This window comes from Actinoplanes philippinensis (assembly GCF_900113015.1).
GTDB classification, from domain to species: domain Bacteria; phylum Actinomycetota; class Actinomycetes; order Mycobacteriales; family Micromonosporaceae; genus Actinoplanes; species Actinoplanes philippinensis.
Map to the genome: position 1 here is coordinate 39,811 of NZ_FONV01000016.1, position 25,816 is coordinate 65,626.

Genomic DNA, 25,816 nt, shown 5'->3' on the forward strand with positions numbered 1-25,816 from the left:
GCAGGAACGCCATGGCAGCCGCGCCACCCGGCCCCGGCCAGGTACCGCCGATCCCAATCAACGAGTGCGTCTGCGCAGATAGGCGATGGCGGCCTCGAAGTCCGAGTCGAGGTCGTCGCGGTAGTCGAGGTAGTCCTCGCAGTGATCGATCACGGACATGCCGTCGCGGTCGGGCAGGTAGGGGTCGGCGCCGGAGTCGACCAGGGCGATGATCAGATCGGCCGGCCAGCGGTGGACCACCGAGAGGTAGAGGGGTGTGCTGCCCTCCTTGTCACGGGCGTTGACGTCGAGGCCCTCGGCCAGCAGACGCGGCAGCAGCCGGCCGTGGTCGAAGGCCCGCAGCCGGTGCAGGAGGGTGCCGCCCCGGCCGTCGCGCAGCTGCGGGTCCATGCCGGCGTCGAGGAGTTCGAGCACAGTCCGGGTGCCGCCGTGGATCATGCGCTGCCACAGGTCCTCGCGGTGGGCGCGAAGCCGCCGGGGCAGGCGTCCGGGTGCTCCGTGCCAGGCCTTCGCGGCCGCGAAGCATCCACTGACCGCGCCGCCGAAGGCGCTCAGCGCGCGTTCCCGCCGGCGTTCGGCCTCGGGGTGCGCGAGCAGGTCGAGGCGCCCGAGCCGGACGTCCACCTCGTGCCAGTCACCACGACACCGCACCCGAATCGGCCCGTCGTCCGCCGCCACCGGCGCAGCCCCGGACGCCAGGACCGCCGACGGCCCAGCGACCGAACCGGCCGGGAAACCAACGACAGCGCCGGCGACCGGCACGGGTGACGGCCCGACGACCGAACCGACCGGGAAACCAACGACAGCGCCGGCCGCCGGCACGGGTGACGGCCCGGACATGCCGGCGGGGAAGAGGGCCGCCCGGACCAGCGGGTGCACGTCCGCCGGAGTGAGCCGGCCGGCCCGGACCAGGTCCAGGTCGACCTGATGGCGAGCCACATCCGGGTAGACGCGGGGAAGCTCTCGCGCCTCGGCGGAACGGCTGCCGACGATCGAGCGCCAGACGACCCGCACGTCGTCGCCGTCCACCGAGAACTGCAGGTAGCGGTGATAGTCGGCCCACAGCGCCCAGGTGTCGAAGCCGAACCGGCGAGCGAACAGCCGCAGATCGTGAAGAAGGCGCATCGGATCGGCCGTACGGATGAAGGCCCTTCTGTCGAAGCGCGGCCACGGCGCCTCGGGACAGTCGTCGGCGACCTCGAACCCGGCCTCCGCGAACGACCCGGCGAACGTCTCCGACAGGCGGCTGCGCTCCGCCCGCGACGGCGTGTCGCCACCGGATCCGAGCGACTCGGCGGGCAGCCCGTCCGCACCGAACCCGGGCACCCGCAACGTCGAGCCCCCGACCGCGGCCCGCAGGTCGCCCGCATACCGGGCGTCCCACAGATAGGCGGGCAGCAGATGCGCCTGCCCGAGGTCGATCTCACCCCACCGGGCGGCGCCGAGGGCTAGACGCTGCGAACCGAACATCGACGCCGGCGCCTGGACCGTGGCCACCACGGTGTCCGCCGCGATCGTCCCCTCGCCGGGGACGAGCACGTAGCGCCGGTCGACGGCGAGGGTGGTGACGCCGCCGAGCGCCCGCGGCAGGTGCCAGCGCAGCAGGTCGGGCGCGAGGTGCATGGCCAGTCCGGCGGCGTCCTCGGCCAGGTCGATGCGGCCGGCGGCGCAGGCGGCCCGCCAGTCGCCGCGCTCCCGGGCCTCGGCGCACTCGGCGATCATGCGCTCCGGGACGGCATAGCGGCGGATCCGCTGCCACTCGGCGAGCGCGAGTGGATCGTGACCGCTCACCGCAACCCCCTCCGATCCGACCGGAGCATACGCGACGCGGCCGTCATCGCCTCTGTCTGCGCAGGTGCTCCAGCGCCTCCCGGAAGTCGGGCCGCAGCCGGCCGCCGTAGCTCAGCCATCTGGCGGCGTAGTCGCGGACCGTCTCGCCGTTGTGGTTGCGGATCCGGGTGCCGGCGCCCGCGTCGATCAGCGTGGTGATCACGTCGGCCGGCCCGTTCCGGATGACGATCCGGTGCAGGGCGGTGAGGCCCTCCTTGTCGGCGGTGTCGATGCCCACGCCGGCGGCGAGCAGCCGGGGCAGCACGGTCCGGTGGTCGAACGCGGCGATCCGGTGGATCAGTGTGCCGCCGGCGCCGTCGCGCAGGTGCGGGTCGAGGCCGGTGTCGAGGAGTTCGAGCAGCCGACGGGTGCCGCCGTGGAACAGCTGCTGCCACAGGTCGGCCCGGTAGGCGCGCAGCCGGCGGGGCAGGCGGCCGAGCGCTCCATACCACATGTGCTCGACCGCGAAGCAGCCGTTGACCGCACCGCCGAACGCCCGCATGGCGCGTTCCCGCCGGCGTTCCTCGACGGTGTGCGCGAGCGGGTCGAGCCGGCCGAGCCGCGCCTCGATCTCGTGCCAGACGCCGCCGCAGCGGACCCGGACCAGTTCGCCGTCGGTGGGGACGAACGGGTCGGCCGGAGTGCCGGGGAAGAGCGCGTCGCGCACGAGCGGGTGCAGGGCGCCGGGGGTGAGCCGGCCCTGCCTAATCAGCTCGAGGTCGGCGGCATACCGCACCGGGTTGACCGGGAGGCTCGCGGCGAGCGGGGCGGTGGTCCAGGCGACGCGCATATCGGCGAACACGGCGAGGCGCCGCGAGTGCGTGGACAGGGTCAGGGCGGGCACGCCGAGCCGGGCCGCCAGCCAGCGGACGTCGTGCGCGAGCCGTAGCGGGTCGAGCGGCTCCAACGGCCAGCTGCGGTCGGCCGTCGACCAGTGGTCGTCCTGCCCCGCGGCGAACGCGAAGTCGGCCTCGGCGAAGGCCTGCCGCCGGGTGGGCGCCCGCCAGACCCGCTCGGCGCGGGCGGGCAGGTCGTCACCGACGCCGAGGGCGGCCTCGGGCAGCGGCTCCCCGGTCGCGGTGAGCAGCGGAAGCCGCCGGTCGGAGCCACCCAGGGCGGCGCGCAGGCCGGCGGTGTGCCGGACGTCCCAGAGGTACGCCGGAAGCGGCGTGGCCCGGTCGTCGCGCAGGTCACCCGCCCCGCGCACCGCGCTCAGCCGGAGCCGCTGCGAGCCCTCCGGCGTGTCGGGTGTCCGCACGGTCAGCAGGACGGTGCCCGCCCCGACCGGCTCGTCGGGGATCAGCAGGTAACGGCACCCGGGGGCGAACCCGGTCGACCCGTGCAGCGCCCGGGGCAGGTGCCAGCGCAGCAGGTCCGGCGCGAGATGGGCGGCCCGTGCGGCGGCCTCGGCCTCCAGACCGGGTGGCAGGTCGACGTCGATCCGGGCGGCCTCGCAGGCGGCCCGCCAGTCGCCGCGCTCCCGGGCCTCGGCGCACTCGGCGATCATCCGGGCGGGAACCGCATATCTGCGGACGGTGCGCCAGTCGGACAGGAACAGCGCACGGCTCACCGGTAGACACTCACGATCGCGCTGATGTCCTCGTGCGGCGCGCCGGCCGACCGTGGCGCGAGCCGCCGCATCCGCCGGGGCACCCCGCCGTTGATGCCCAGGTGGTCGAGCCCGGCGCCGGCGGCGAGCAGCAGCCTGGCGCCCCGGCCGCCGATGCCGGTGAAGCGCACGTCGAGCCGGCGCAGCGCGCTGCCCGGGAGGGCCTCGGCGAGCCGGGCCGCGCCGGTGTCGCCGAGCACGTTGGGACGGCCGCCGAGGACGCGCTCGGACGGCGGGCGGGACAGGTCGAGCGCGGTCCACGAGCGGAGGCTCTCGGCCAGGGCGGTGACGTCGGTGATGCCGTTGCCGCCCAGGCCGAGCGTCATCCCGTACCCCGAAAGGGTCTCGGCGAGGGTCGCGGCGCCGGTGTCGCCCAGATGGTTGACGGCCAGGTAGAGCTCGCGGACCCCGCCCTCACGGACGAACCGGGAGAGGACCGGGACGGCATCCGGCCGGAGGCCGTTGCCGCCGAGGAAGAGCCGCTCGAGACCGGCGGGGCGGGCGGCGAGGGCGTCGGCGAGCGGCTCCAGGCCGGCGGCGGTGAGGCCGGTGTTGACCAGATCGAGGGTACGCAGGACCCGGTTGCCCCGCAGCGCGGCCGCCAGCCGGGCCACTCCCTCGTCGCCGATCGGGTTGCGCTTGAGCCACAGCGCGCGGATGCCGTCGTCGGCGGCCAGCCGGTCGGCGAGCGCCCCGGCCCCGTCCGCGTCGATCCGGTTGCAGCCAAGGTAGACGGTGCTGATGCGGTGACCGCCGGGCAGCGCGCCGGCCACCGCGCGGGCGCCCTCCGCGCCGAGCCCGTTGGTGCCGAGCAGCAGGTGGGTGGCGTGTGGCGAACCGGCCGCGACCTCGACGACCCGCGCCGCCTGGACCGGGCCGAGGCCCTGCTTGCACAGGTCGACGCGACCGTCCGGGCGGATCAGGCCGCGGGCGAACTCCTCGGTCGTGGTGACCGGGCCGGGCGCGGCGAGGCGGCCGAGGATGCCGTCGAAGTCGGCCGGATCGGCCAGACCGCGCTCCGGATCGGTGATCGCCGGGCACCGCACCTGCATGTCGCCGCCTCCCCCGGGGCTCGCGAAGTAGGGCGGCGAGACCGGCCGGATTCGAACCGGCGTCCTCCTGCTTGACGCCAAGGCGCGACGACCTCTGCGCTACGACCTCGCCGCGCCGGAGCATACGCGAGCCCACCGACATTTCCTCAGACCAGCGGATCCTCCGAGCGGCGTGCCCGGTCGAGCCCGTCGAGCAGCAGGTCCAGTGTGAACTCGAACTCGACCTGACTGTCGCACCAGCCGAGCTCGGCCTCGTGTGCCTCGCTCGCGACCATGGCCGCCAGGTGCGGCAGCCGGTCGGCGACGGCGCTCATCCCGCCGTCGCCGCCGTCGCCGGACGGGCTGAACGCCTCCTGGACGAACCCGAGCGGCATGCTGCCGAAGGCGTGCAGGGCACGGTGGGCGATCCGGTACGACAATCCGTCGCCCACCATCACGCCGATGATCGCGTCGTAGTGCCGCAGCACCCCGAACGGCACCGTGGCCCGCGAGTTGAGCAGGCCTGGCCCCCATCGGTGCCGCAGCATCACCTCGCGCGCCGCCAGGAACCAGGCCCGCAGCCGCACGCGCCAGCCACCCGGCCCGTCGGCCGCGGCGACCGCGGTGAGCACCTCGCCGATCAGCGTCTCGGCGACCCCGTCGAGGAGCGCGTCCTTGCCGCGCAGGTGGTGGTAGAGCGACATCGCCTCGACGCCCAGCTCGGCGCCGAGGCGTCGCATGGTGACCGCGGGCAGCCCGTCACGGTCGGCGATGCCGACGGCCGCCAGCAGCACCCGGTCTCTCGTCAACGCCTTGCGCACGGGAGCTACCTTACAACGTAAGGTAGCCCTCTCAGGAGCAGACATGCCGCAGATCGACCGAGCACACCTCGTCCGGACCGCCCGCATCACCGGAGTCCTCTACCTGGGCCTGGCCGTCAGCGGCCTGCTCGGGTTCCTGATCACCCGGCCCCGCCTGTTCGACGCCGGCGACCCCGGCGCGACCCTCACCCACCTCACCGACCAGCCCGGCCTGGCCGCCGCGCTCGTCGTCTTCGAGCTGATGATCGTCCTCACCCAGGCACTGGCCGCGGCCTGGTTCTACCGCCTGTTCCGGCCCGGCGACCCGGTGTCGGCGCTCGGCATCGGCGCGTTCGGCCTGGTCAACGCTGTGGTCATCCTGATCAGCGCGGCGCTGCTGTCGGCCGCGGACAACATCGCCGCGGACCCGTTCGGCGCGGCGGCCGACACCGTCCAGCTGCTCTTCCTGACCAGCGGCGAGCTGTGGGCGGCCGGGGCGATCTTCTTCGGCTTGTGGCTGATCCCGATGGGTACGGCCGTGCTGCGCACCGGCTGGATGCCCCGCCCCCTCGGCTGGGTCCTGATCATCGGCGGCGCCGGTTACGTGCTGCACGCGTTCGCCGGGTTCGAGCCGCTGACCGTTCCCGCGTCGATCGGCGAGTTCTGGATGATCGGCTACCTGCTGTTCCGCGGTGTCCGCCGGACGGCCGGGTCAGGCGACCTCCATCGCGACGATGTCCAGCTCACGGCCGGTGGTGACGGTGACGTCGGCGCTGCCGCACGGGCACAGCGGGATGAGATCGGGTAGCCGGCGCTCGCTGCGGCAGACCCGGCAGAACACCACGGCCGGGCGCAGGTCCAGATCGAGCGCGGCGCCGTGCGCGGCCGTCCCGGTGGCGGCCAGCTCGAAACAGAACCGCATGGTGTCGGGCAGCACCGCGGTCAGCGCTCCGATCCGCAGGATGACCCGCCGCACCGGCCGGCCCGCGGCCCGGGTGCAGACGGTGTCCACGATGTTCTCAGCGATCGCCAGCTCGTGCATGAAACCCTCCCCGGCGGTGGACCCGGTCAGGTGGCGCAGATCGACAGTCTCCCACGTCCGGAGGGCCCCCGATCCCGGCGTCACACCAAAGGGAGAGGGGGACGCGGCCGAACGGCGCTTCGGCCTGCGGGCGGGCCGCCGCGTCGCCTACCGGGCCAGCGGTGACCGCCGGGATGCTGCTCTCCGGAGCATCCCGGCGGTTCTTCGCCCGGCCGGCCGCCTAGCGGGGGCTGCCGACCCCGGTGAGGATGCGGCTGCGGATGTAGCGGCCCGACTCGGTCAGGACGCCGGTGCCGGCGAACGTCGAGCCCGCGCAGGTGCCCTGCTTGAACGCCGAGTTGGTCTCCCGGCCGTCGGAGAGGCTCCACATGCCGTAGCCGATCTTGTTCGCCTTCAGCAGGTCCAGCCACGCGTCGGTGCTGGCGAAGTCGTTGCCGCCGTCGCCGGTGAAGGTCTGGGTGCCGAACTCGCTGACGAACAGGGGCAGCTTCTTCGCGGCCCGGGCCACCACGGCCCGCCGGTCGGCGCCGTGCGACGCCGCGTAGAAGTGGAACGTGTACATGATGTTCGCGAACCTGACCGGGTCGTTGACGATCTCGGTCTCGTCGCTGCCGTCGGTGAGGCCGAGCGAGGAGAAGCCACGGGTGCCGACGAGCACCACACTGTCCGGCGCGTTCTGCCGGATCACCGGGATGACCTGGTTGGCGTAGTTCAGGATGCCGTCCCAGCTGACGCCGTTGGGCTCGTTGGCGATCTCGTAGATGACGTTGTTCTTGGCCCGGTGCGCGGCGGTCACGTCGGCGAAGAACTTCTTGGCCAGTGCCGTGTTCGCGTTCGGGTCGCCGGGCGTGAGGATGTGGAAGTCGACGATCACGTACAGGCCCTGCCTGGTCGCCTCGTCGACCAGCCCGTTGACCTTGGCGGTGAACCCGGCCGGGTCGGTCTCCAGGCCGCCCTCCTGGACGTACATGCTGAGCCGTATGAAGTCGGCCTTCCAGTCGTTGCGCAGCGCGTTCAGCGAGCCGGCGTTCACACAGTTGGGGAAGAACTGCAGGCCGTGGCTGCTCATGCCGCGTAGCTGGATCGGCTGCCCGGCCTGGTTGCAGAGGTTCACCCCGCACACCTTCAGGCGGCCGTTGACGGCGACCGGTGTCCCAGCGGCCGGGGCGGCGGTGGTCGGCGCGGCGGTGGGGGCGGTGGTGGCGGGCGCCTTGGTGGGCGGCGTGGTCGGCTTGGCCGGCGGTTTCGTGGTCGCGGCCGGGGCGGCGGTGGACGGGACCGCGGTCGGCTGCTTGACCGGCGTGCCGCCCTGGGTGTTGAGCTTGCAGGGCGCGAGGGCCTCGGACTTCAGATCGGGACGGGCCGCGTTGCGGGCGATCGCCGTCTCGATCCGTTCGATGGTGGCGAAGCGCTTGTCCTTGAGCGGGCCGAGGATCGCGTTCTGGATGAAGTTCGGGCCGCCCTGCCCCTTGGTGCTGACGATCCGCTTGTTGGCCTCGTCGATCTGGGTGTTCAGCAGTTCCAGGTTGCGCTGCACGTCGGCGCGCTGCTGGGCGGGGACGGCGACGCCGATCGTGACGGCCGGGCAGTCGACGGTGGGTGTGGCCTCGCCGGCGGAGGCGACCCCCAGCCCGACGCCGAGCGCGATGACGGTGACGCCGGCTACCGCGCCGATCTGCCACCGGCGGGACCGGAGACGGGACGTGTCGAAACGCGATCTGTACATTGGGAGCCTCCACTGAGCCTGCGCTACGGCAGTCAATACGGGAGCGCTCCCAGTTCGGATCAACGTGCGGCCACGAAAGCGCCGCCGGCCGGCTGAAGAAGGCTTTTGCCCGATACGTCGTCGCTCGATGTCGTGAACATTGCGTACATACCTGATACCCGTGTGCAAATGTTGCGTGCGGTCTAGTCATGAGGGAAGTGCGGCTCGCCCTTCCCGGCTCCATTTCCTGTACCCAACCTCTCGGGAGGCTCCGCAATGCGCGGATTGACCGGTGTCGAGCGCGAGCTCGGTGCCCTGACGGACGCCGAATGCACGGCGGTGATCCGGTGAGGCCCGGGATGACGGTGCTGGCCCGCTACTCGATGGGCCCCGCGGCGCTGGCCGGAGCGGCCATCGTGGCGTCGTCACCGCAGACGGTGCTCAACGGTGGCATCCCGGCCACGTACGCCGCGACCGGCGCCGCCGGCGTGCCGCTGTCCTTCCTCGTAATCATGACGGTGATGGCGTTCCTGGCCGTCCCCTACGTGGCCGTCGGCCGGCACGTGCCGCACGGCGCGCCCTTCTATGCCCAGCTCGCCCGCGGCGGCAACCCGTCCTGGGGGCTGGCCGGCGCGGCGGTGACGTTCATCGGTTACAGCGCGTTGCAGGCCAGCCTGTACCCGCTGCTGGGCAGCACGGTGGCCGCGCTGGTCGGCAGTGGATCGTGGTGGATGTGGGCGATCATCGCCTGGCTGATCGTGCTGCTGCTCGGCCAGTACCCGGGCGCCGTCGGCGCCCGCGTGCTCGGGGTGCTGCTCGCCCTGGAGATCGCGGTGGTGCTGCTGTTCATCCTCGCCGGGCTCACCCACCCGTCACCGGGCGCGGGCACGGCGGCCGGCGCGGGCCTGGCGTTCGCCCCGTCGAGCCTGGTCGTCGCGGGCGCCACCTCGACCCTGCTGGTGTACGCGGCGGCCGCGTTCGCCGGCACCGAGACGGCCCTGGCGTACGCCGAGGAGGCCACCTCGTACCGTGCCATGGCGGTCGGATCGGCCGCGGCGATCGGCGGCGGCGGGCTGCTGTACTGCCTCGCGTCCTGGGCCTACGGGGCCTGGGTCGGCTTCGCCGATCTGGACGGCGCCGCCCGCCAGCCGCTGACGCTGCTCGGCGAGGTGTACGGCTCCGGCATCGCCGAACTGTCCACGTTGCTCCTGGTCACCAGCATCCTGGCCGCGCAGGCGTCGTTCGGCGCCGCCATCGCCCGTAACGTGTTCGCGCTGGCCCGGGAGGGTGTGCTGCCGGTCGCGTGGCAGAAGGTCAGCCCGGGCGCCAAGGGCGGCGCCCCGCTGGGCGGGACCGCGGTCCAGGCCGTCACCTCGGCGGCGGTGCTGACCACGATGGCCGTGGCCGGCGCCGACCCGATGGCCACGATCTTCCCGTGGCTGTCGACGATCGGCGCGGTGTGCGTGCTGGCGCTGCTCACGGCGACGTCGTGGTCGGCGTACACCTTCTTCGACAAGGGTCTCGGCGGCAACGAGAGCGTGTTCGTGCGCCGGGTGTGCCCGGTCGCCGGTGGCACCTTCGGGGTGCTGGCCCTGTTCTTCATGGCCGGCAGCATCGGCACGCTGCTGGGCACCGAGCCGGGGTCGCCGCGTCCGTGGCTGGTGGCCGCGGTGATCGGGGGCGGCGTGCTGACCGCGTGGATCGTCGGGCTGCGGCTGCGGCGGGCCCGGCCGGACGTCTACCGGGGCATCGGCCGTGGTGTTCCGGACGGGCGTACGGTCCTGGACCCGGCTCTCGAGGACGTGGAGGTGTGACCGCGCTCGCCGAACCCCAGTCGGGCGCGCACCTGCCGCCCCTGCCCGTGACCCGGGTCGCGTACCCCGCTCCGGCGGACACCACCGGCTGGCGGACGCCGGTCGACCGGGACCGGGAGCGGGAGGCGGCCGACGCCGAGACCCTGGCCCGGCAGAACCTGGAGTGGTCGCTGTTCGAGCGGGCCCACGCGCTGAGCGTGCGGCACGCGTCGGCCGCGTGGGAGCGCAGGTTCCGCCGCCCGCTCGTGCCCTACGCCCTGGCGGCCCTGTTCCGGCAGCGCACCGCCGACGGCATGGTGGTCACCGCGGCGACCCGGCTGTGGCTGGCCGGGCCCGAGCCGTCCGACCCGGTCGACCTGCTGTCGGCGCTCGTCGCGCTGGCCCGCGGGCGTGACCCGCGGCAGCCGTGGGACGTCCGGACGGCTCTCGCCAACCGGCACGACGTGCCGGACGACGCCGTCTACACCGGCCTGGCGTTGTCCAGTCTGGACACCCGCACCGGCACCTTCGCCGAGGCGTGCGCGGCGGCCCGGTCGGAGCTGCACATCCCGGGGACGATCCTCTACCTGGCGGGTGATCCGGCGGTGCAGGGCGGGCAGCGGGCGCTGGTCGCGGACCGGCGTGGCGCGGACGGCCACAACGCGCTCACCATCTCCAGCCACGAGGCGCTGAGCACCCCGGTCATCCTGTCCCGGTGGCCGTACACCCGGGTCGCTCTGCCGTTGCTCTATGAGCGTTCCGGATACGGCCCGGTGCTGCGGCAGATGACCGAGCTGGACGGTGAGATCCAGGCAGCGGACGAGCAGCGGCGCGGCGTCCCGTCCTGGCGGAGGGGCCGCTGATGGCCGGGGACCGGTGCTACGAGCTGGCGTTTCCGGGCGCCACCGACATCACGTACCGGCACCTGGCCGGAGTCGTCACCGGGCGGCTGCTCAACAACGTCGGCGACCCCTTCGAGCACGGGCACGGCCGCAACCACACCAAGGACGTCGAGGTACGGGTGGTGCGGTGGCTCGGCGAGCTGTTCGAGGCCGGCGCCGACGTGTGGGGCTACGTGGCCGGCGGCGCGAGCGAGGGCACCCTGCACGCCGTCGACGAGGCCGCCACCGCCCACCCCGACGTGGTGGTCTACGCCTCGGCGGCCGCCCACTACTCGGTCGCCAAGGCGGCCCGTCTCGTGCGGGCGCCACTGGTCCGGGTGGAGACCGACGAGCACGACCGGATGCGCCTCGGCCATCTGCGGGACCGGCTGCTGGCCCACCCCGGCCGGGCCGCGATGATCGTCGCCACGGTCGGCACCACCGAGCGCGAGGCGGTCGACGACGTCGCCGGCATCGCCGGGCTCTGCGACGAGCTGCGGATCGAGCGGCGCCGCCTGCACGTGGACGCGGCGCTGGCCGGCATCCCCCGGGCGCTGCTGCCCGACGGCGGCCGGCCGGGGTTCGGCTTCGGCTCGGGGGCGACCAGCCTGGTGATCAGCGGGCACAAGTTCCCGTCGACGCTGACGCCCTGCGCGGTGGTGCTCTACCCGCGCCGCCCGTGCGGGCCGGATCAGCAGCGGATCTCCTACATCGGGTCCGCCGACACGACGATCAGCGGGTCCCGGTCGGGGCACGCACCGCTGCTGCTGGCCGCGTCGCTGCTCGGGCAGGGCCGGGCCGCGCACCGGCGGCGGGCGCAACGGTCCCGGGAGCTGGCGGCGTACACGTACGACTCGTTGCGCCGGATCGGCTGGCCGGCCCGGCGGCTGCCGGACGCGTTCACGGTCACCCTCGCCCAGCCGCGCCCCCTGCCGCGGCCGTGGGTGCTGGGCGGCGACGAGCGTACCGGCCGGATCATCTGCATGCCCGGCGTCGAGCAGGCGTGGATCGCCGAGCTCGTCGCCGACCTGGACGATCAGCTGCGCGGGCGGATCCGCGTCCCGGCGCCGCGCCTCACGTCCCGCACGTCAGGCGCGGGCCGCGATCGTGGCCGTGGCGAGGCGCGGGTCGAGGGCGCCGTACTCCAGGCCGCGGTCCGGGCCGAGGCGGGCCGCCACGAAGGCGTCCGCGACGGCGGCCGGCGCCTGGCGGATCAGCACGGCGCCCTGCAGGCCCAGAGCGAGGGCTTCGACCACGCGGCGGGCCGAGGCGGCCGCCGATGACGGGTCCGCGGCAGCGGCGGCGACGAGCCTGCGGGTGGCGGTCACGTGCGCGTCGTACGCCGCATGCACCCCCAGCGCAGACGACAGTTCCCGGTCGACCGCCTCCACCGACGCGGGCTCCCGGGCCATGGCCCGCAGCACGTCGAGGGCGATGACGTTGCCGGAGCCCTCCCACACGGCCATCACCGGCTGCTCGCGGTAGCGGCGGGCCAGCGGGAAGCTCTCGGTGTACCCGTTGCCGCCGAGACATTCGAGCGCCTCGTACGCGTGGTTCGGCCCTCGTTTGCAGACCCAGTACTTGCCGACCGCCGTGGCCAGCCGCCGGAAGGCCACCGACTCGTCGTCGTCGCTGTCGTGGGCGGCGGCGAGCCGGAGCCCGGTCCAGGTGGCGGCCTCGGCCTCCAGCTGGAGGTCGGCGATGACCGACGTCATGGCCGGCTGGTCGATCAGCACCGCCCCGAACGCGCTGCGGTGCCGCACGTGCCAGGCCGCCTCGGCGACGGACTGGCGCATCCCGGCGGCGCTGCCGAGCACACAGTCGAGCCGGGTCTGCGCGACCATCTCGATGATCGTGCGGACGCCGCGGCCCTCCTCGCCGAGCAGCCGGCCGACGGTGCCGTCCAGCTCGATCTCGCTGGACGCGTTCGACCGGTTGCCGAGCTTGTCCTTGAGCCGCTGGATGTGGAACACGTTGCGGTCGCCGCCGGGCAGCACCCGGGGCACCAGGAAGCAGGACAGTCCGCCGGGGGCCTGGGCGAGGACGAGGAACGCGTCCGACTGGGGGGCCGAGCAGAACCACTTGTGACCGGTCAGGCGCCACGTTCCGTCACCGGCCGGGACCGCGCGGGTCGCGTTCGCGCGTACATCCGATCCGCCCTGCTTCTCCGTCATGGCCATGCCGAAGATCGCCGACGTCTTCACCGCCGGGTCTGTCAACGCCGGGTCGTAGACCCGTGAGTAGACCTTGGGCAGCCACTCGGCGGCCAGCTCCGGGGTGAGCCGCAACGACGGCACCACCGCGTGGGTCATGCTCACCGGGCAGGCGTGGCCGGGCTCGACCTGAGCGAACAGCATGAAGGTCGCGGCCCGGGCGACATGCGCGCCCGGCCGTGGCTCCGACCAGCAGCTGGTGTGCGCGCCGTGCTCGATCGCCGCGCCGATCACCCGGTGGTAGCCGGGGTGGAAGTCGATCGCGTCGGTCCGGCGGCCCCAGCGGTCGTGCGAGGAGAAGACCGGGGCGTGCTTCTCGGCCAGCTCGGCGTCACGCTGAAAATCCGCCCGGCCGACCAGCTCACCGACGGTGGTCAGCTCCGGCGCCGCCCACTGCGCGCCGTAACGGGCAACCGCCTCGACGAGCGCGGGGTTGGTCAGGTACTCGTTGAGGCCGGTCCGCGGCGGGGCCTGGTTGACGACGTCGTGGGTCATCGCAGCTCCTGGAGCACGGTCCGGGCGACGGCGGACGCGGCGTCGCGGGCGGCCCGCAGCGCGGTCTGGTCACGTTCCAGCCGGCCGGGCAGCGGGTCGCCGATCCGGGGCGCCAGGCACAGCGTGCTCAGCCCGTGCGACCAGCCGTCCCGGACCTGCTGCAACGTCTCCCGGTAGCGGTGCGGCCGGCCCCGGTACGCGGCGGCCAGCTCCGGGTTGAGCCGGCGCAGATAGCGTTCGACCACCACGTCCGCGGCGCCGTAGGCGGGCTGTGTGCCCGGCGGCCGGGTGGCCAGCACGATCGCGTGGGTGGCGCCCCGCGCGGCCGCGGTCAGCACCGGCACCGCCTCGACGATGCCGCCGTCCAGCCAGCGGCGGCCGCGCAGCTCGACCGGGTCGCCGGCGAGCAGCGGCAGCAGGCCGGAGGCGTGCAGGCAGCCGACCAGGTCGTCGCGGTCGGTGAAGCCGGTGAGCGCCTCGGCCCGCCCGGTCGCCACGTCGGTCGCCACCATCACCAGTTTCTCGGCCTGCGCGGTGCCGGCCAGCGCCCCGAACCCGAACAGCTCGTCGACCCGCCGTACCAGCAGCGGCCCGTCGATCACCGGCCGGCCTCGGACGAACCGGCGCACGTCGATGAACTCGGGCGAGGAGAAGATCTCGGCGTACGAGTCGGCCATCGGCCCGGCCGCGCCGACCGCGACCGCGGTGGCGTTGACCGCGCCCGCCGACGTGCCGACGATCAGGTCCACCGCGTCGAGGTAGCCTTCCTCCTCGATCGCCGCGGCCATCGCGGCGGACACGATGCCGCGCATGCCGCCGCCCTCGATGACCAGCGCGACGGTGTTGCCGTCGTCGTTGCCGCCGGTGCGGCGGCGCTCGGTGAGCACCTCCCGCACGGTGGGCCCGCGACGGCCGGTGCGCGGCTGTGGCACGGGTTTGGCGGCCTGCGCCATGATCGTGCCCTGTGCCACCGCCACCAGGATCGCGTTGCCGTCCTCGGCGACCGCGTGCAGCTCGCACCGGCAGGCGGCCCGGCGGCCCTCGGCGCGCAGCACGGTGCCGGTGGCGCGCAGCGTGCGCCCGAGCGCCGGGGCCAGGTAGTCGACGGTGAGCCCGGAGGTGACGACGTCCGGGCCGAGGGCGGCCGCGCCGGCGAACGTGATCGCGGTGTCCGCGGCGTAGGCGACGATGCCGTCGTGGACGGCGCCGCGGTGGTCGCTGATGTCGGGCCGGATGTCGAGCTCGACGACGGCGCCGCCGCGGCCGAACGCGACCAGCCGCGTCCCGAGCATCCGGCTCAGCGACTGGTCGGCCAGCGCCTGCTGCGCGGTGGCCAGGGCGGCCGGCACGCCGGGCGCCGTCATCGCCGCCACCCCGCGTGCCATACGCCGAGCACCGTCGTCGCCGTCATCGCCGTCCCCCCGCGCACGTCACGCCGAGCACCGTCGTCGCCGTCATCGCCATCCCCCCGCGTAGGCCACGCCGAGCGCCCGGAAGCAGAAGTCCCGGATGCCCTCGATCACGTTCTCCAGCTCGCCCTCGGACGGCTCCGGGCTGTCCGGCCGGATCCACCCGACCAGCGCCTCGGACACCGCGCCCATCACCGCCGACGACGCCAGCCGCGGGTCCTGCGGCACGAACGTCCCGCTGGCCAGCCCGTCCCGGATGATCTGCTCGCCGATGTCGGTGTAGGAGCTGCGATAGACCAGCCGCTCCGCCTCGACGACCGGGCTGACCGGCTCGAACAGCAGCGCCCACGCCATCCGCCGGCCGTGCAGCGCGCGCCCGCTGAAGATCCGGATCAGCTCGCCGATCCGCTCCGACGCCTGCTGTCCGGCATCGGACACGGCCGCGCGGATCAGATCGATCTCGTGGCTGGCGGCGCTGCGGAACACCTCGGCGAGCAGGCGGTCACGGCTGTCGAAATAGGAGTAGACCGAGCCGACACTGGCCTGGCAGCGGGCGGCGATAGCGGCTACGGTGGCGGCTTTGAAGCCGTCGGCGGCCACCAGCCCCCGCGCGGCGCGCAGAAAGCCGTCCCGTTTGTCCTCCGCGTTCTTCCTGGTCAACGCGGTCGGGCGATAAGGCATCCGGAGACCCCCAAACTCTGAATCCGGATTCATTCCGAAGGCAAGGAGTGAACCACGATTCAAATCAATACCGCAACCAGGGGGTACGGCCACCACGCGCCGACCGCAGCCACCCCGCCGGCGAACCTACCCCGCGAGCGAGGCGGCCCGTCCCGGCCGCCACGCGGCCGCCGGGGCGAGGTGATCCGATTGACCCACCGGCGAACCGGGCATGGATCAGGCATGACTGTGGTGAAGAAGCGCTCCCGGCTGATCACCGTCGACGGCGTCGTCTACCGCTGGCGGGTCCGCCGGCACCCCGCCCACCAGGGCCCGCTCTCGTTCGCGATCGAGCGGGCCGACCGCCGCGGCACGGTCCTGATCGCCACCACCCCGGACACCCGGCCCACCGACTGGGTCGGCACCGCCACCCCACCGGCCGTGCCGTCGATCATCGCCGCGATGATCCGCGAGGCCCACGAGCAGGGCTGGCGGCCGGACTCCCCCGGCCCGGCGTTCCCGCTGAGCATGGACGCCCAGTCCTGGTCCGCCTGACCCGCCGATCACCGCCTCTCAACTCACCGGGTGTCACGCCGATGGTGACGACGTGCTGTTGCGTTGGTTCGCCCTCTGGTCGGCAGGCCTCGTCCTGATCTTCCTGGCGAGCCCCACCGAGTGGCGAGGCCTGCCGTTCCTGCTGCTCACCCTCTCCGCGATCCCGGCGGTGTGGTCCGGTGCCCGGCGCAGTCCGGCGGGAACCCGGTCACCGTGGTGGCTGCTGCTCTCCATGCTCGGTTTCTTCAACGTCGGCAACGCGGTGTGGCTCTGGGACGTGGAGGTCCGCGGTCAGGCCACCGGCGACGGCGGCCTCGCCGACCTGTTCTTCACCGTGGCGAACGTGTGCTCGCTGGCCGGCGCCCTCGTCGTGGTCGTACGCCGGGGCCGCCGCGACGTCGGTGGGGTGATCGACTCCGCGGTCGCCGCGCTGGCCTTCGGTGGCCTGCTGTGGGACGCCGCCGTGCTGCCGCACCTGACCGCGACCGGAACCCCGCTGGAACGGCAGATCGCCCTGTTCGTCAGCCTGTTCGTGATGTGCGGGACCATCGGGGCGCTGGCCCGGCTGTCGATGGCGTCCGGCAGCCGCCTGCCCGCGGTGTGGCTCCTTGCTCTGGCCATGGCCGGGGCGCTGGGCGGCAACCTGGCGTCGGTCTTCTTCACCGACCCGGCCACCGGGGTACGCCCGGACTGGACCAACGCGCTGTTCCTGATCGGTTACGCCTGCACCGCCTGCGCCGCCCTGCACCCCTCCGCGACCACGGTCACGCAGCCGGGGCACGCGCGGGCCGACGACCTGACGGCGCCGCGGCTCACCTTCCTCGGCGCGATGACCGCCCTGATCCCGGTCGTCGGCGGTGTCCGCATGATGAGCGGTCAGCCCAGCGCCGGGATCCTGGTGGCGCTCGGTTCCGCCGGGATCGTACCGCTGGTGATGTTGCGGATCGCCCGGCTGGCGGCACAGCGGCGCAGCGCCGAGGAGCGTCTGCGGAGGCTCGCCACCACCGACGGGCTCACCGGACTGCCGAACCGGGTCGCCTGCCTGACCGATCTGGCCGGCATGCTCGCCGGCCGTCCGGCCGGCATCGCGGTGATCTTCTGCGACCTGGACGGATTCAAGGCCGTCAACGACCGGCTCGGCCATGCCGCCGGCGACTCCCTGCTGATCGCCGTCGCCGCGCGTCTGCGCGGCGCGGACCCGGTCTATCGGCTCGGCGGTGACGAGTTCGTCATCGTCTGCCCGTCGGACACCGTCGACGCGGTCGGCGCACGAATGCGGGCCCTGGCGGCGCAGCCGATCATGATCGACGGCGAACCGGTGTCCATCGGCGTCAGCGCCGGGGTGGCCCACGCCGTCCCGGGTGACACCACCGACGAGTTGATCGGCCGGGCCGACCTCGCGATGTACGACGCCAAACGCTCCAAGCACATCGGCGGGCTCAGCATGCGCGTCGCCGGGGAGCCCGCCGCGGCGTGACGGCGTCCACCCCACCCGGCTCTCCGGCGCCACGCCGGGGTCGGGACCCGGCCGTCCTGCCCATCGTGGGCGCGCAGTCCTGGTCCCTCCGGCCCGCGGAGTCGTTCCCGGCCGGCATCCGAGTTCCGTTCGCAGTGGCGCAGGGCGTCGTTTGAGGGCGGGATGTTGTTGTAATAGGGTTGGTTACGATGGCGGCGAACAGCAGGGTGACGATAGCGGCACACGCGTTGGCGTGGCTGGAGCTGGCACGACAGCGCGGGCGGCCGTGGCTGACCTCCGACGAGGTCGCGGCGAGCGTCAAGACCAATCCGGTGATCCTCCGGCGCAGCCTCGGCGACCTGCACAAGGCCGGTCTGGTCCGGTCCCGGCGCGGCGCGGGCGCGGGTTTCTCGCTGGCCCGCCCGGCCGAGGAGATCACCATGCTCGACGTGTGGAACGCGGTGTCCCCCGAGCCGCTGCTGGCCCTGCACCGCACCGAGCCCAATCAGGAGTGCCCGGTCGGCGCGGGCATCAAGCCGGCCCTGACCGACACCTACGACGAGGCCACCGAGGCGTTCCGGGCGGCGCTGGCCCGCCGGACGATCGCCGGCATCCTGGAGAAGATCCTCAACTCATGATCGTCGAGCTGCGGCAGTACACGTTGCGTCCCGGCCGCCGGGACGACCTGATCGACCTGTTCGACGCCGAGTTCATCGAGTCCCAGGAGCGGCTGGGCATGGCGGTGCTCGGTCAGTTCCGCGACCTGGACCGTCCCGACCGTTTCGTCTGGCTGCGCGGGTTCGCCGACATGGCGGTCCGCCGTCGCGGCCTGCAGGAGTTCTACAGTGGCCCGGTGTGGAAGGAGCACGGCCCGGCCGCCAACGCCACCATGCTCGACTCCGACGACGTTCTCCTGCTCCGGGAGATCGTCCCGGTCCCCAGGACAGCCGGCGACGGCTCGCCCCTCACCGCGACGATCTGGTTCCGCGACCACCCGTTCGACGCCGGCTTCACCGACTGGTTCGCCGCCCGTGCCACCGGCGCCGTGGCGGTCCTGTCCACGGAGTATGCGGCGAACGACTTCCCGGCCCTGCCGGTCCGCGAGGGCGAGCACGCCTTCGTCTGGCTCGCCCGCCACGACGACACGATCGAGCCCCCGAGCCGCTTCGCGGTGACCGCCACCGACCGTCTCCACCTGTCGCCGACCGCACGCTCCGCACTGCGCTGAGCCGGCGATCGGTCACCCGATGCCCTGCTCCCGGGCCCACGCGCGCAGGTCGGCCTCGGCCTGCGCGCGGGACACCGGGCCACGGTCGAGGCTCAGCTGCCGCAGCCGCCGCATCGCCGCGCCGACCGACGGGCCCGGCGGGATCCCCAGCAGTGCCATGATCGCCCGGCCGTCCAGCTCCGGCCGGATCTGCGCCAGCTGCCGCTCGTGCGCCGCCCGTTCGAGGCCGGCCGGTGTCCGGCCCGCCCGGCCGTAGGCCAGCCAGTCGTCGACATCCCGTTCGAGACCGAGCCCGACCTCGTCGAACAGGTCCATCGTGCGGCCCGGGTCCCATGAGTACGTGCGCCCGCTCGGCCGCACCCCGAGCCGGCCCAGCGCGGCGTTGATCGGCCACCCGTCGCGCGGCCCGTCGAACGTGTCGTCGAATGCGGGCCCCCACTCGCGTACCCCGCCGCGCCACACCTCGGCGGCCTGGTGCCCGTCACCGCCGAAGAAGTCGGCCTGCACGAAGGCGAGCGGTCCCGGCACGGACCACCCGGCCAGCGCCCGGCCGAACTCCGGGACCATCGGCTCGGCGAACGGCCCGCCGCGTGCGGACCCGGCCAGCTCCTCGAACAGCGCCTCATCGACCGGCGTCAACGCCAGCCCACAGCGAAGCTCCGCCACCACGCCGTGCTCCGAACGGGCCACCCGCTCCCGGAGCATCCCGGCCTCGGCGATGACAGCTGCCAGCCGGTACATGCAGATCCCAGTGTCGTCGGTGATCCGGAGAAGACGGCCGTTACTCTAACCGTTCGATGATGCGACGATGCGGCGACCGGGCCACCTTCGCGATCGAGGTCGGCGACTTCGTCGACCCACCCTGGCTGCGCACCGTCGACGTGTGGGCGGCCGGCACGTGGGTGACCACCGACGACAACACGGCCTACGTCCCGGCGTTCGGTCACGCCGTCAGGTCGGAGGCCGTCCGGGTCCGGCGAGGCGACGTGCGCTCCCACCCGTTCCCGGACCGCTCACCCGAGGAGACCTTCCGGCTCCTCGACGCCGACGAGACGGGCCTGGCAGACGATTTCCGCTGCCTGGACTGGGGCCCGACCGTCGACAACGTGTCGGCGCGCGCCTATCGGGACGACGACGGCCTGGTGCTCACCTTCGCGTTCTGGCGCGCCGATCACCCGTCTCCGGAGGATCTCGGCAGGGTCTTCGTCGTCAGGATCCCACCGGACGACTACGCCGGCGTCCTCGAGCAGGCAGCCGATCTGCTGTCCCCGCGATGATCCGCTCGGCCCTCCGGACACCGCTATCCCGGGCTCGATCGCCTAGCCGGGCCAGGGCGGTTGCCAGCCACGGCGGCCGGCCCGGGCGGAGTCGCCCGGCTGGACTCGGGCCGGCTCCGTCTCACGTATCGGAGCGGCTCGCCGTCCTTCGCCGAGAACGCGGCCCACGACGCGGCCGATGGCCGCACCGTGGGCCGCGTAGCCGATCGCCCCGCCCACCACGGCGCCGACAGCCGCACCGAACGGTGTGATCAGCGCTGCGGCGGCGCGAGTCGAGGTCAGCGTCGCGGCGCCCCTGTCCTTGGGCAGGCAGCCGTCGATACCGGACAGGTGGTCGATGAATTCGATGAGCACGCGGGTGGCGGCCGCCCGGGCGATGCGCCGGGCCAGCATCTGTCCCTCGAGGACGACGGGTGTCAGCAGGACGCCGGCGCCCGGCGAAGAAGCCGATGCCGAGACGACCTCGGCCCTCGCCGCCTCCAGGTAGACGTCACGAAGCGCGGGGCTGCCGAGCCGTTCCGTCAGCACGAGCATGATCTGGGCCGGGTTGACCAGACCGACGAGAGCCGTCAGCCCATGGCCGAGCGCCCGGCCGGCCGTCAGATACGCCGCGGACTCGTGGACCGCCGGCTGTTGACGAATCCAACGGGGCGTCGCGTACGCGTCGACGTGGCCCTCACCGCCGCACGAGCACTGCCCGCCGAACCGGCCCAGCGGCAGCGCGGCGCGGTCGACCCGGACATGGCCGAGTTCGCCCGCGAAACCCTCACTGCCCCGATAGACGCGGCCACCGACGGAGACGGCAGCGCCGATGCCCTCCTCCTCGACGAGCACCAGAGCGAAATCCTGATGCTCGATGTCCGATCCGTATGTCTGCCGGATCGCCAGTGCGTTCGCGTCGTTCTCCACGATGACGGGGGCACCCAGAGCCTCGGCCAAATCCGCGCCGAGGTCATGGCCGAGCCCTGTCGCGTCGCGTCGATCGATCAACGTGCCGCCGCGAACCGGGCAGTTGACCGCGATGCCTATGCCGAGCAGGGGCAGACGGCCACCCCTCGCCCGGCTCCGCACCGCCGGAGCGGCTACGGCCCGGCGGATCGCCGCCGCGATGACGGTCGTCAGCGTCTCGGCCGACGCCGTCGCCGGCTGCGGGATCTCAAGACGGACATCCGCCAGGGTCTCGCTGTCATCGAGCCTCGCGGCGACGACCCACCCGTCGACCGGCACACCGGCCCGCTGCCGCAAGTGCACACCGATGCAGAACCAGTGCTCCTTGCTCAACCGGACCGAGGTCAACGGCCGGCCGGCGCCCCGGATGACCGGCCCGTCCTCGAGGAAGCCCTGATCCCGGAGGGCAGCCGTGGCCTTGCTGACACTGCCCTCGGAGAGCGGCAGCGGGATCCGCAGCATGTCGCCGGCCGCGATCTCGTCCCGCGTCGCCTCGGGTGGCGTATTGACGGCGACCCGGGAAAGCACCTCACCGATCAATTGCCGGCTGACCCGGCCACCCTGGACATGCGAATCGATCATCATGTCGGCCAGATCATCAAAATACTCGTGCACCACTTTGTCCACCTCGTCGAGAATTGCAAGAAATATTCCTCATGTACTGAGAGATCTTGCAATCATCCCTTCCGAAATCATATTCGAGGTGATTATTATCGAGTCCATCGGGCACCCGAGGCAATACCAGAGAACGCAAGCGGATCAATGTCCGACGACGGGTGCACGATTCGCTGCGTACCAACCCATCCATCTACCGAGACGGGGTTGAGATTAGCCATGCCGACACTGGACGAAGCACGTAAGGAAGCATGGAGGATCGTTGGCAGCGCCACGGCGGCGGCCGGAGCGATGGGCTGGCTGCCGGGCAGTTCGGTACTGTTGACCGGCGCCGATCTCGTGACGGTCAAGCTGGTCGCCGACGCTTTCGGCGTTCAGGATTACTGGCTCGAGCAGGCCGTGGGCTCCGCGGGCAAGGGATTCATCGGCAAGAAGTTCGCCTACGAGTTGCTCACCCTGATCCCCGGCCCCGGCTGGGCGATCAAGAGTGCCGCGGCGACGGCGATGACGGCAGCCTCCGGCAGCGCCCTCATCGAATACATGGAGAGCCGTTCCCCGTACGTCTGATGATCCTTCGATCGGATCTCTCCGAACGATTCCGGAATTCATTTCGGCGTGCGGCCGGCTCATCGCTGCCGTCGGCCCACGCCGCACTTTTCCGACGTACTGCGATCTTTTCTCCGGCCTATCCGACCGCGATCATGGCGCAGACGAATCCATGCAGCGCCGAACGTCCGCGACGCACCTCACGGGCGGCGCGTGGACCGGTGTCGTTCGGCAACCGGTCCGGGCAGAGCGTCAGCGGTGGGTGAGGACCAGCTGGAGCTCGAAACGGATGCGGGGGTCGTCGAGGTCGTCGCCGAGCAGTTCGCGTAAGCGGTTCAGGCGGTAACTGACCGTCTGGGGATGCACGAACAGCTCGGCGGCCACGGCCGTACGCGAACCCCAGTGCCGTAACCAGCTGGACAGGGTGAGCAGGAAGGCCTCGCGCTGGGTCGATCGCAGCCCCGCCAGGGGGGCGAGCCGGTGGGCGGTGAGGACGGCGAGGGCTCCGGGCTCGCCGCGTAACGCGAGCGCCGCGAAGTGGTCGTCGACGAAGACCGGCTCGCGGCCGCGGGCGGCCAGTTCGGCGGTGCGTTCGGCGAGCCGGACGGCCTGTGGCACCTCGGTCCACGGCAGTGCCGGGCCGACGACCGCGTCCCTGCCGTCGAGGGCTTCGGTGAGCGCCGCCCGGTCGGTGCGCGGGCCGGCGCGCAACAGCAGCACGGCGTCGCGGCCGCGTTCGGCGACCACACCGTCGGCGCCGAAGCGGAACCGGGCGTCGCGGGCCTGGTCGGGTGGCAGCAGCACCGGCACGACCACGTCGACGGCGGGCCAGCCGATGCCGGCGGCGGCCTGTCGCACCAGGTCGGGCGGGCTGCCGCCGGCGAGCAGCAGGTCGGCGAGCTGGCGCCGCCGCCGGTCGCCTTCGCCGGCCTGTTCGCGCAGCTGGCGGGCCAGGCCGTCGGTGCAGGCGTTGGCGAGTTCGTCGATGAACGCGTTGGTGGCGTCGGACAGGTCGATGACCTCGGCGACGCTGACCGGCCGTTGTTCGGCGAGCGCCTGGGTGGCGGTGCGCAGCAGCAGGCGCGACGCGACGCGCAACGAGGCGAGCAGGGCCTCGGGGCCGCGGTTCTCCCGCGCCTCGGCGGCGCCGAGCGCCACGAACACCTCCCGGGTGCGGGGCGGCAGCGCGGGTTCGTCGGTCCCGGCGAGATCGAGGAAACGATCAAGAGCGACCTGCACGGCGGTACGCACGTCGCGCTCGAATTTCTCGCCGGCCGCCTCGCTGCTCTCGCCGACCGCGGTGACGATCGCGGCGACGGCAGCGGGCAGGCGGGGCCGCATGGCGACGGCCAGATCCGCCGGCAGGTGGAGCCAGGGCGAATTTGTCACGTCGTGATAAGTCACCCGCTCATTCTTACTGGTTCGCCGACGATGCTTCGATCGGGAAGCCGGACGACGATGGTTCGGGTAAGTCCCCCGCGACCTGAGGATCCGCCGTGAAACATCGCCTTTCCCGTCAGCACGTCGTCGACATGTGCCGGACGATGCTCGACCGCGGTTACCTTAAGGCGACCGAGGGCAACGTCTCGGTCCGCATCCCCGGTCATGAGCTGTACGCGGTGACGCCGAGCAACTACGACTACGACAGGATGCGGGTGGAGGACATCTGCATCGTCGACTTCAACGGCAAGCACGTGCCCGACCCGGGCGGCGCCGGCGGCCTGGTCCCGTCGATCGAGTGCGGCATGCACGCCAACATCTACCGTGAGCGCCCCGACGTCAACGCGATCGTGCACACCCATCAGCCGTACGCCTCCGCGCTCGCCTTCCTGCGCAAGCCGATCCCGGCGCTCACCGACGAGCAGGTCCGCTTCCTCGGCAAGGAGGTGGCGATCATCGACTACGCGCCGTCCGGCACCGGCTTCCTGGCCAAGAACGTGCAGAAGAAGGTGGCGAGCGGCGACAACGCGTTCATCATCGCCAACCACGGCGTGGTGGCGCTGGGCACCGACCCGGACCGGGCGGTGTTCAACATGGCGCTGCTGGAGAAGGTGTCGATCGCCTACCTGATGGCGCTCACCTCGGAGGCCGGCAAGGTCTACACGATTCCGGACACGATCCGGGAGATCGCGTTCAGCAAGCTCCGCAAGGACGAGAAGCGGATCGCCGCGCAGATCACCGAGGCCGTCGAGCCGGTCCGGGTGCCCGAGGACGAGGAGCTGCCGACCAGCGCGGCCGTCGAGACCCCGGCGGAATCGGCGGAATCGGCCGATCTGGGCTACTCGATCAGCGAGTATCTCGACGTGGACGACACGATGCGCCGGCTCAAGGCCCTGGTCGCCCAGCCGCTGCGCGGGCTGCGTCACGACGCGCTGCTGGACACGCTGAACTACTTCGACACCAAGTGCACGGCCTCCAAGGAGATCACCGAGCGGGCCAAGAAGCGCATTCCCGGCGGGGTGCAGCACAACCTGGCGTTCAACTATCCGTTCCCGCTGGCCATCGAGAAGGCCGAGGGCGCGTACCTGACCGACCGGGACGGCAACGTCTACATCGACTTCCTGCAGGCCGGCGGCCCGACGATCCTGGGCAGCAACTACGCGCCGGTCAACGACGCCGTGGCCGAGGTGATCAAGCAGTCCGGGCCGGTCACCGGCCTGTTCCACGAGTACGAGCTGAAGCTCGCCGAGATCATCCACCAGTACATGCCGCACATCGAGATGTACCGGTCGCTGGGTTCCGGCACCGAGGCCGTCATGGCCGCGGTGCGCGCCGCCCGGGCGTACACCAAGAAGAAGATGGTGATCAAGGTCGGCGGGGCCTATCACGGCTGGTCCGACACCGTGGTGTACGGCCTGCGGGTGCCCGGCTCGTTCCGGATGAACGCCAAGGGCATCCCGTTCGGCGCCACCGGCCGGACCCGGGAGGCATTCCCGCACGACCTCGGCACGCTCAAGCGCAAGCTGGTCGAGAACCGGCTGCGTGGTGGCACCGCCGCCGTCATCGTGGAGCCGCTCGGGCCGGAGTCCGGCACCCGCCCGGTCCCGAAGGACTACAACGAGAAGGTCCGCAAGCTGTGCGACGAGTTCGGCGCGCTGCTGATCTTCGACGAGGTGGTGACCGGGTTCCGGACCGGGATGGGCGGCGCGGCCGGCTACTTCGGGGTCACGCCCGACCTGACCGTCTTCGGCAAGGCGGTCTCCGGCGGCTACCCGATGGCCGGTGGGGTGGGCGGCCGGGCCGACATCATGGCGGTGTTCGGCTCCGGGCTCGACGGCAAGCACGGCGCGCACATCCAGGTCGGCGGCACCCTGTCGGCGAACCCGCTGTCCTGCGCGGCCGGCTACTTCGCGATCAAGGAGATGGCCCGCACCAACGCCCCGGTGATCGCCGGGAAGGCGGGCGACCGGCTCACCCGCGGCCTGCAGAGGCTGATCGACAAGTACGGGCTGCCGTACGTCGCGTACAACCAGGGCTCGATCGTGCACCTGGAGTCCAGCGGCGTGCTGATGCTCGACATGCGCAACCCGGTCAAGCTGTTCAAGGAGAACAAGGGCCGCAAGACGCTGATGGAGCAGATGGGCGCCGCCTACGCCGCGCACGGCATCATCACGCTGGCCGGGTCGCGGATGTACACGTCGATGGCCGACACCGACGAGGTCATCGACGACGCGCTGTCCCGGTTCGACCAGGTCTTCGCGCTGGTCGAAGGGGTCTGACGTT

Annotated in this window: 22 protein-coding genes, 1 tRNA gene and 1 pseudogene; 11 read left to right on the forward strand and 13 right to left on the reverse strand. The window is 72.6% G+C overall.

The annotated features are described in order from the left end of the window. Positions 1-57: 57 nt before the first annotated feature. The 5 genes from BM290_RS36350 to BM290_RS36370 form a co-directional block, all read right to left on the reverse strand. Positions 58-1,791 (reverse strand): ankyrin repeat domain-containing protein, encoded by a 1,734-nt coding sequence (locus tag BM290_RS36350; protein ID WP_093620493.1) that lies wholly within the window; start codon positions 1,789-1,791, stop codon positions 58-60. 43 nt (positions 1,792-1,834) lie between these two features. After that, positions 1,835-3,400: an ankyrin repeat domain-containing protein gene (locus tag BM290_RS36355; RefSeq protein WP_093620494.1), complete on the reverse strand. Its 1,566-nt coding sequence runs from the start codon at positions 3,398-3,400 to the stop codon at positions 1,835-1,837. Continuing rightward, positions 3,397-4,491, reverse strand: a complete 1,095-nt coding sequence (locus tag BM290_RS36360) for a leucine-rich repeat domain-containing protein (protein WP_093620495.1) — start codon at positions 4,489-4,491, stop codon at positions 3,397-3,399. Before BM290_RS36360 ends, BM290_RS36355 begins: the two co-directional genes overlap by 4 nt. A gap of 36 nt (positions 4,492-4,527) precedes the next feature. Beyond that, positions 4,528-4,600, reverse strand: a tRNA-OTHER gene (locus tag BM290_RS36365). Positions 4,601-4,637: 37 nt separating this feature from the next. Continuing rightward, positions 4,638-5,291, reverse strand: a complete 654-nt coding sequence (locus BM290_RS36370; protein ID WP_307837975.1) for a TetR/AcrR family transcriptional regulator — start codon at positions 5,289-5,291, stop codon at positions 4,638-4,640. Between the two features lie 43 nt (positions 5,292-5,334). Between BM290_RS36370 and BM290_RS36375 the strand changes: the two genes are divergently transcribed. Beyond that, positions 5,335-6,078, forward strand: coding sequence for a DUF4386 domain-containing protein (locus tag BM290_RS36375; protein WP_093620497.1), 744 nt, complete (start codon positions 5,335-5,337; stop codon positions 6,076-6,078). Here the strand turns inward: BM290_RS36375 and BM290_RS36380 are convergent. Together BM290_RS36380 and BM290_RS36385 are read right to left on the reverse strand one after the other, a co-directional pair. Continuing rightward, positions 5,983-6,312, reverse strand: a complete 330-nt coding sequence (locus tag BM290_RS36380; RefSeq protein WP_093620637.1) for a hydrogenase maturation nickel metallochaperone HypA — start codon at positions 6,310-6,312, stop codon at positions 5,983-5,985. The genes BM290_RS36375 and BM290_RS36380 overlap by 96 nt on opposite strands. A 220-nt stretch (positions 6,313-6,532) precedes the next feature. Beyond that, positions 6,533-8,038, reverse strand: coding sequence for a glycoside hydrolase family 5 protein (locus tag BM290_RS36385; RefSeq protein ID WP_093620498.1), 1,506 nt, complete (start codon positions 8,036-8,038; stop codon positions 6,533-6,535). A gap of 326 nt (positions 8,039-8,364) precedes the next feature. Here BM290_RS36385 and BM290_RS36390 point away from each other — a divergent pair, with 326 nt between their 5' ends. From BM290_RS36390 to BM290_RS50285, 3 genes and pseudogenes are all read left to right on the forward strand, one after another. Next, on the forward strand, positions 8,365-9,831 hold the full coding sequence (locus BM290_RS36390; protein ID WP_143134047.1) for an APC family permease: 1,467 nt from the start codon (positions 8,365-8,367) through the stop codon (positions 9,829-9,831). Beyond that, positions 9,828-10,673: a hypothetical protein gene (locus BM290_RS36395; RefSeq protein ID WP_093620500.1), complete on the forward strand. Its 846-nt coding sequence runs from the start codon at positions 9,828-9,830 to the stop codon at positions 10,671-10,673. Before BM290_RS36390 ends, BM290_RS36395 begins: the two co-directional genes overlap by 4 nt. Beyond that, positions 10,673-11,347: pseudogene (locus BM290_RS50285) on the forward strand (pyridoxal-dependent decarboxylase); the annotation flags it as partial. The gene BM290_RS36395 and the pseudogene BM290_RS50285, both read left to right, overlap by 1 nt. 432 nt (positions 11,348-11,779) lie before the next feature. On the opposite strand, the gene BM290_RS36405 reads toward BM290_RS50285, so the two are convergent. The 3 genes from BM290_RS36405 to BM290_RS36415 form a co-directional block, all read right to left on the reverse strand. Next, a complete protein-coding gene (locus BM290_RS36405) occupies positions 11,780-13,399 on the reverse strand; it encodes an acyl-CoA dehydrogenase family protein (RefSeq protein ID WP_093620502.1) in 1,620 nt (539 codons plus the stop codon). Next, positions 13,396-14,784 carry a patatin-like phospholipase family protein gene (locus tag BM290_RS36410; protein ID WP_093620503.1) on the reverse strand — a complete coding sequence of 463 codons (1,389 nt, stop codon included), beginning with the start codon at positions 14,782-14,784 and terminating at the stop codon, positions 13,396-13,398. The genes BM290_RS36405 and BM290_RS36410 overlap by 4 nt, the downstream gene beginning before the upstream one ends. A gap of 69 nt (positions 14,785-14,853) precedes the next feature. Beyond that, entirely contained in the window at positions 14,854-15,489 is a 636-nt protein-coding gene (locus tag BM290_RS36415; RefSeq protein WP_093620504.1) for a TetR/AcrR family transcriptional regulator, read from the reverse strand. Positions 15,490-15,711: 222 nt separating this feature from the next. Here BM290_RS36415 and BM290_RS36420 point away from each other — a divergent pair, with 222 nt between their 5' ends. The 4 genes from BM290_RS36420 to BM290_RS36435 all read left to right on the forward strand — a co-directional run bounded on the left by BM290_RS36420 (position 15,712) and on the right by BM290_RS36435 (position 18,707). Further along, complete coding sequence (locus BM290_RS36420; protein ID WP_093620505.1) at positions 15,712-16,023, forward strand: hypothetical protein; 312 nt, start codon at positions 15,712-15,714, stop codon at positions 16,021-16,023. Positions 16,024-16,075: 52 nt separating this feature from the next. Continuing rightward, complete coding sequence (locus BM290_RS36425) at positions 16,076-17,500, forward strand: GGDEF domain-containing protein (protein WP_093620506.1); 1,425 nt, start codon at positions 16,076-16,078, stop codon at positions 17,498-17,500. 188 nt (positions 17,501-17,688) lie between these two features. After that, positions 17,689-18,117: an Rrf2 family transcriptional regulator gene (locus BM290_RS36430; RefSeq protein WP_093620507.1), complete on the forward strand. Its 429-nt coding sequence runs from the start codon at positions 17,689-17,691 to the stop codon at positions 18,115-18,117. After that, complete coding sequence (locus BM290_RS36435) at positions 18,114-18,707, forward strand: NIPSNAP family protein (RefSeq protein ID WP_093620508.1); 594 nt, start codon at positions 18,114-18,116, stop codon at positions 18,705-18,707. Before BM290_RS36430 ends, BM290_RS36435 begins: the two co-directional genes overlap by 4 nt. Before the next feature lie 12 nt (positions 18,708-18,719). On the opposite strand, the gene BM290_RS51145 is transcribed toward BM290_RS36435, so the two are convergent. Then, entirely contained in the window at positions 18,720-19,448 is a 729-nt protein-coding gene (locus BM290_RS51145) for a tRNA nucleotidyltransferase/poly(A) polymerase family protein (RefSeq protein ID WP_203779687.1), read from the reverse strand. Positions 19,449-19,504: 56 nt separating this feature from the next. Here BM290_RS51145 and BM290_RS36445 point away from each other — a divergent pair, with 56 nt between their 5' ends. Beyond that, positions 19,505-19,984 (forward strand): hypothetical protein, encoded by a 480-nt coding sequence (locus tag BM290_RS36445; RefSeq protein ID WP_093620509.1) that lies wholly within the window; start codon positions 19,505-19,507, stop codon positions 19,982-19,984. Positions 19,985-20,026: 42 nt separating this feature from the next. Here BM290_RS36445 and BM290_RS36450 read toward each other — a convergent pair whose 3' ends face one another. After that, positions 20,027-21,559: an ROK family protein gene (locus BM290_RS36450; protein WP_093620510.1), complete on the reverse strand. Its 1,533-nt coding sequence runs from the start codon at positions 21,557-21,559 to the stop codon at positions 20,027-20,029. Between the two features lie 207 nt (positions 21,560-21,766). Between BM290_RS36450 and BM290_RS36455 the strand changes: the two genes are divergently transcribed. After that, positions 21,767-22,114 (forward strand): hypothetical protein, encoded by a 348-nt coding sequence (locus tag BM290_RS36455; RefSeq protein ID WP_143134048.1) that lies wholly within the window; start codon positions 21,767-21,769, stop codon positions 22,112-22,114. Positions 22,115-22,345: 231 nt separating this feature from the next. On the opposite strand, the gene BM290_RS36460 is transcribed toward BM290_RS36455, so the two are convergent. Further along, positions 22,346-23,497 (reverse strand): PucR family transcriptional regulator, encoded by a 1,152-nt coding sequence (locus tag BM290_RS36460; RefSeq protein ID WP_239143997.1) that lies wholly within the window; start codon positions 23,495-23,497, stop codon positions 22,346-22,348. Positions 23,498-23,589: 92 nt separating this feature from the next. Between BM290_RS36460 and BM290_RS36465 the strand changes: the two genes are divergently transcribed. Beyond that, positions 23,590-25,812: an aminotransferase class III-fold pyridoxal phosphate-dependent enzyme gene (locus tag BM290_RS36465; RefSeq protein ID WP_093620512.1), complete on the forward strand. Its 2,223-nt coding sequence runs from the start codon at positions 23,590-23,592 to the stop codon at positions 25,810-25,812. The last annotated feature ends 4 nt before the right edge of the window (positions 25,813-25,816 follow it).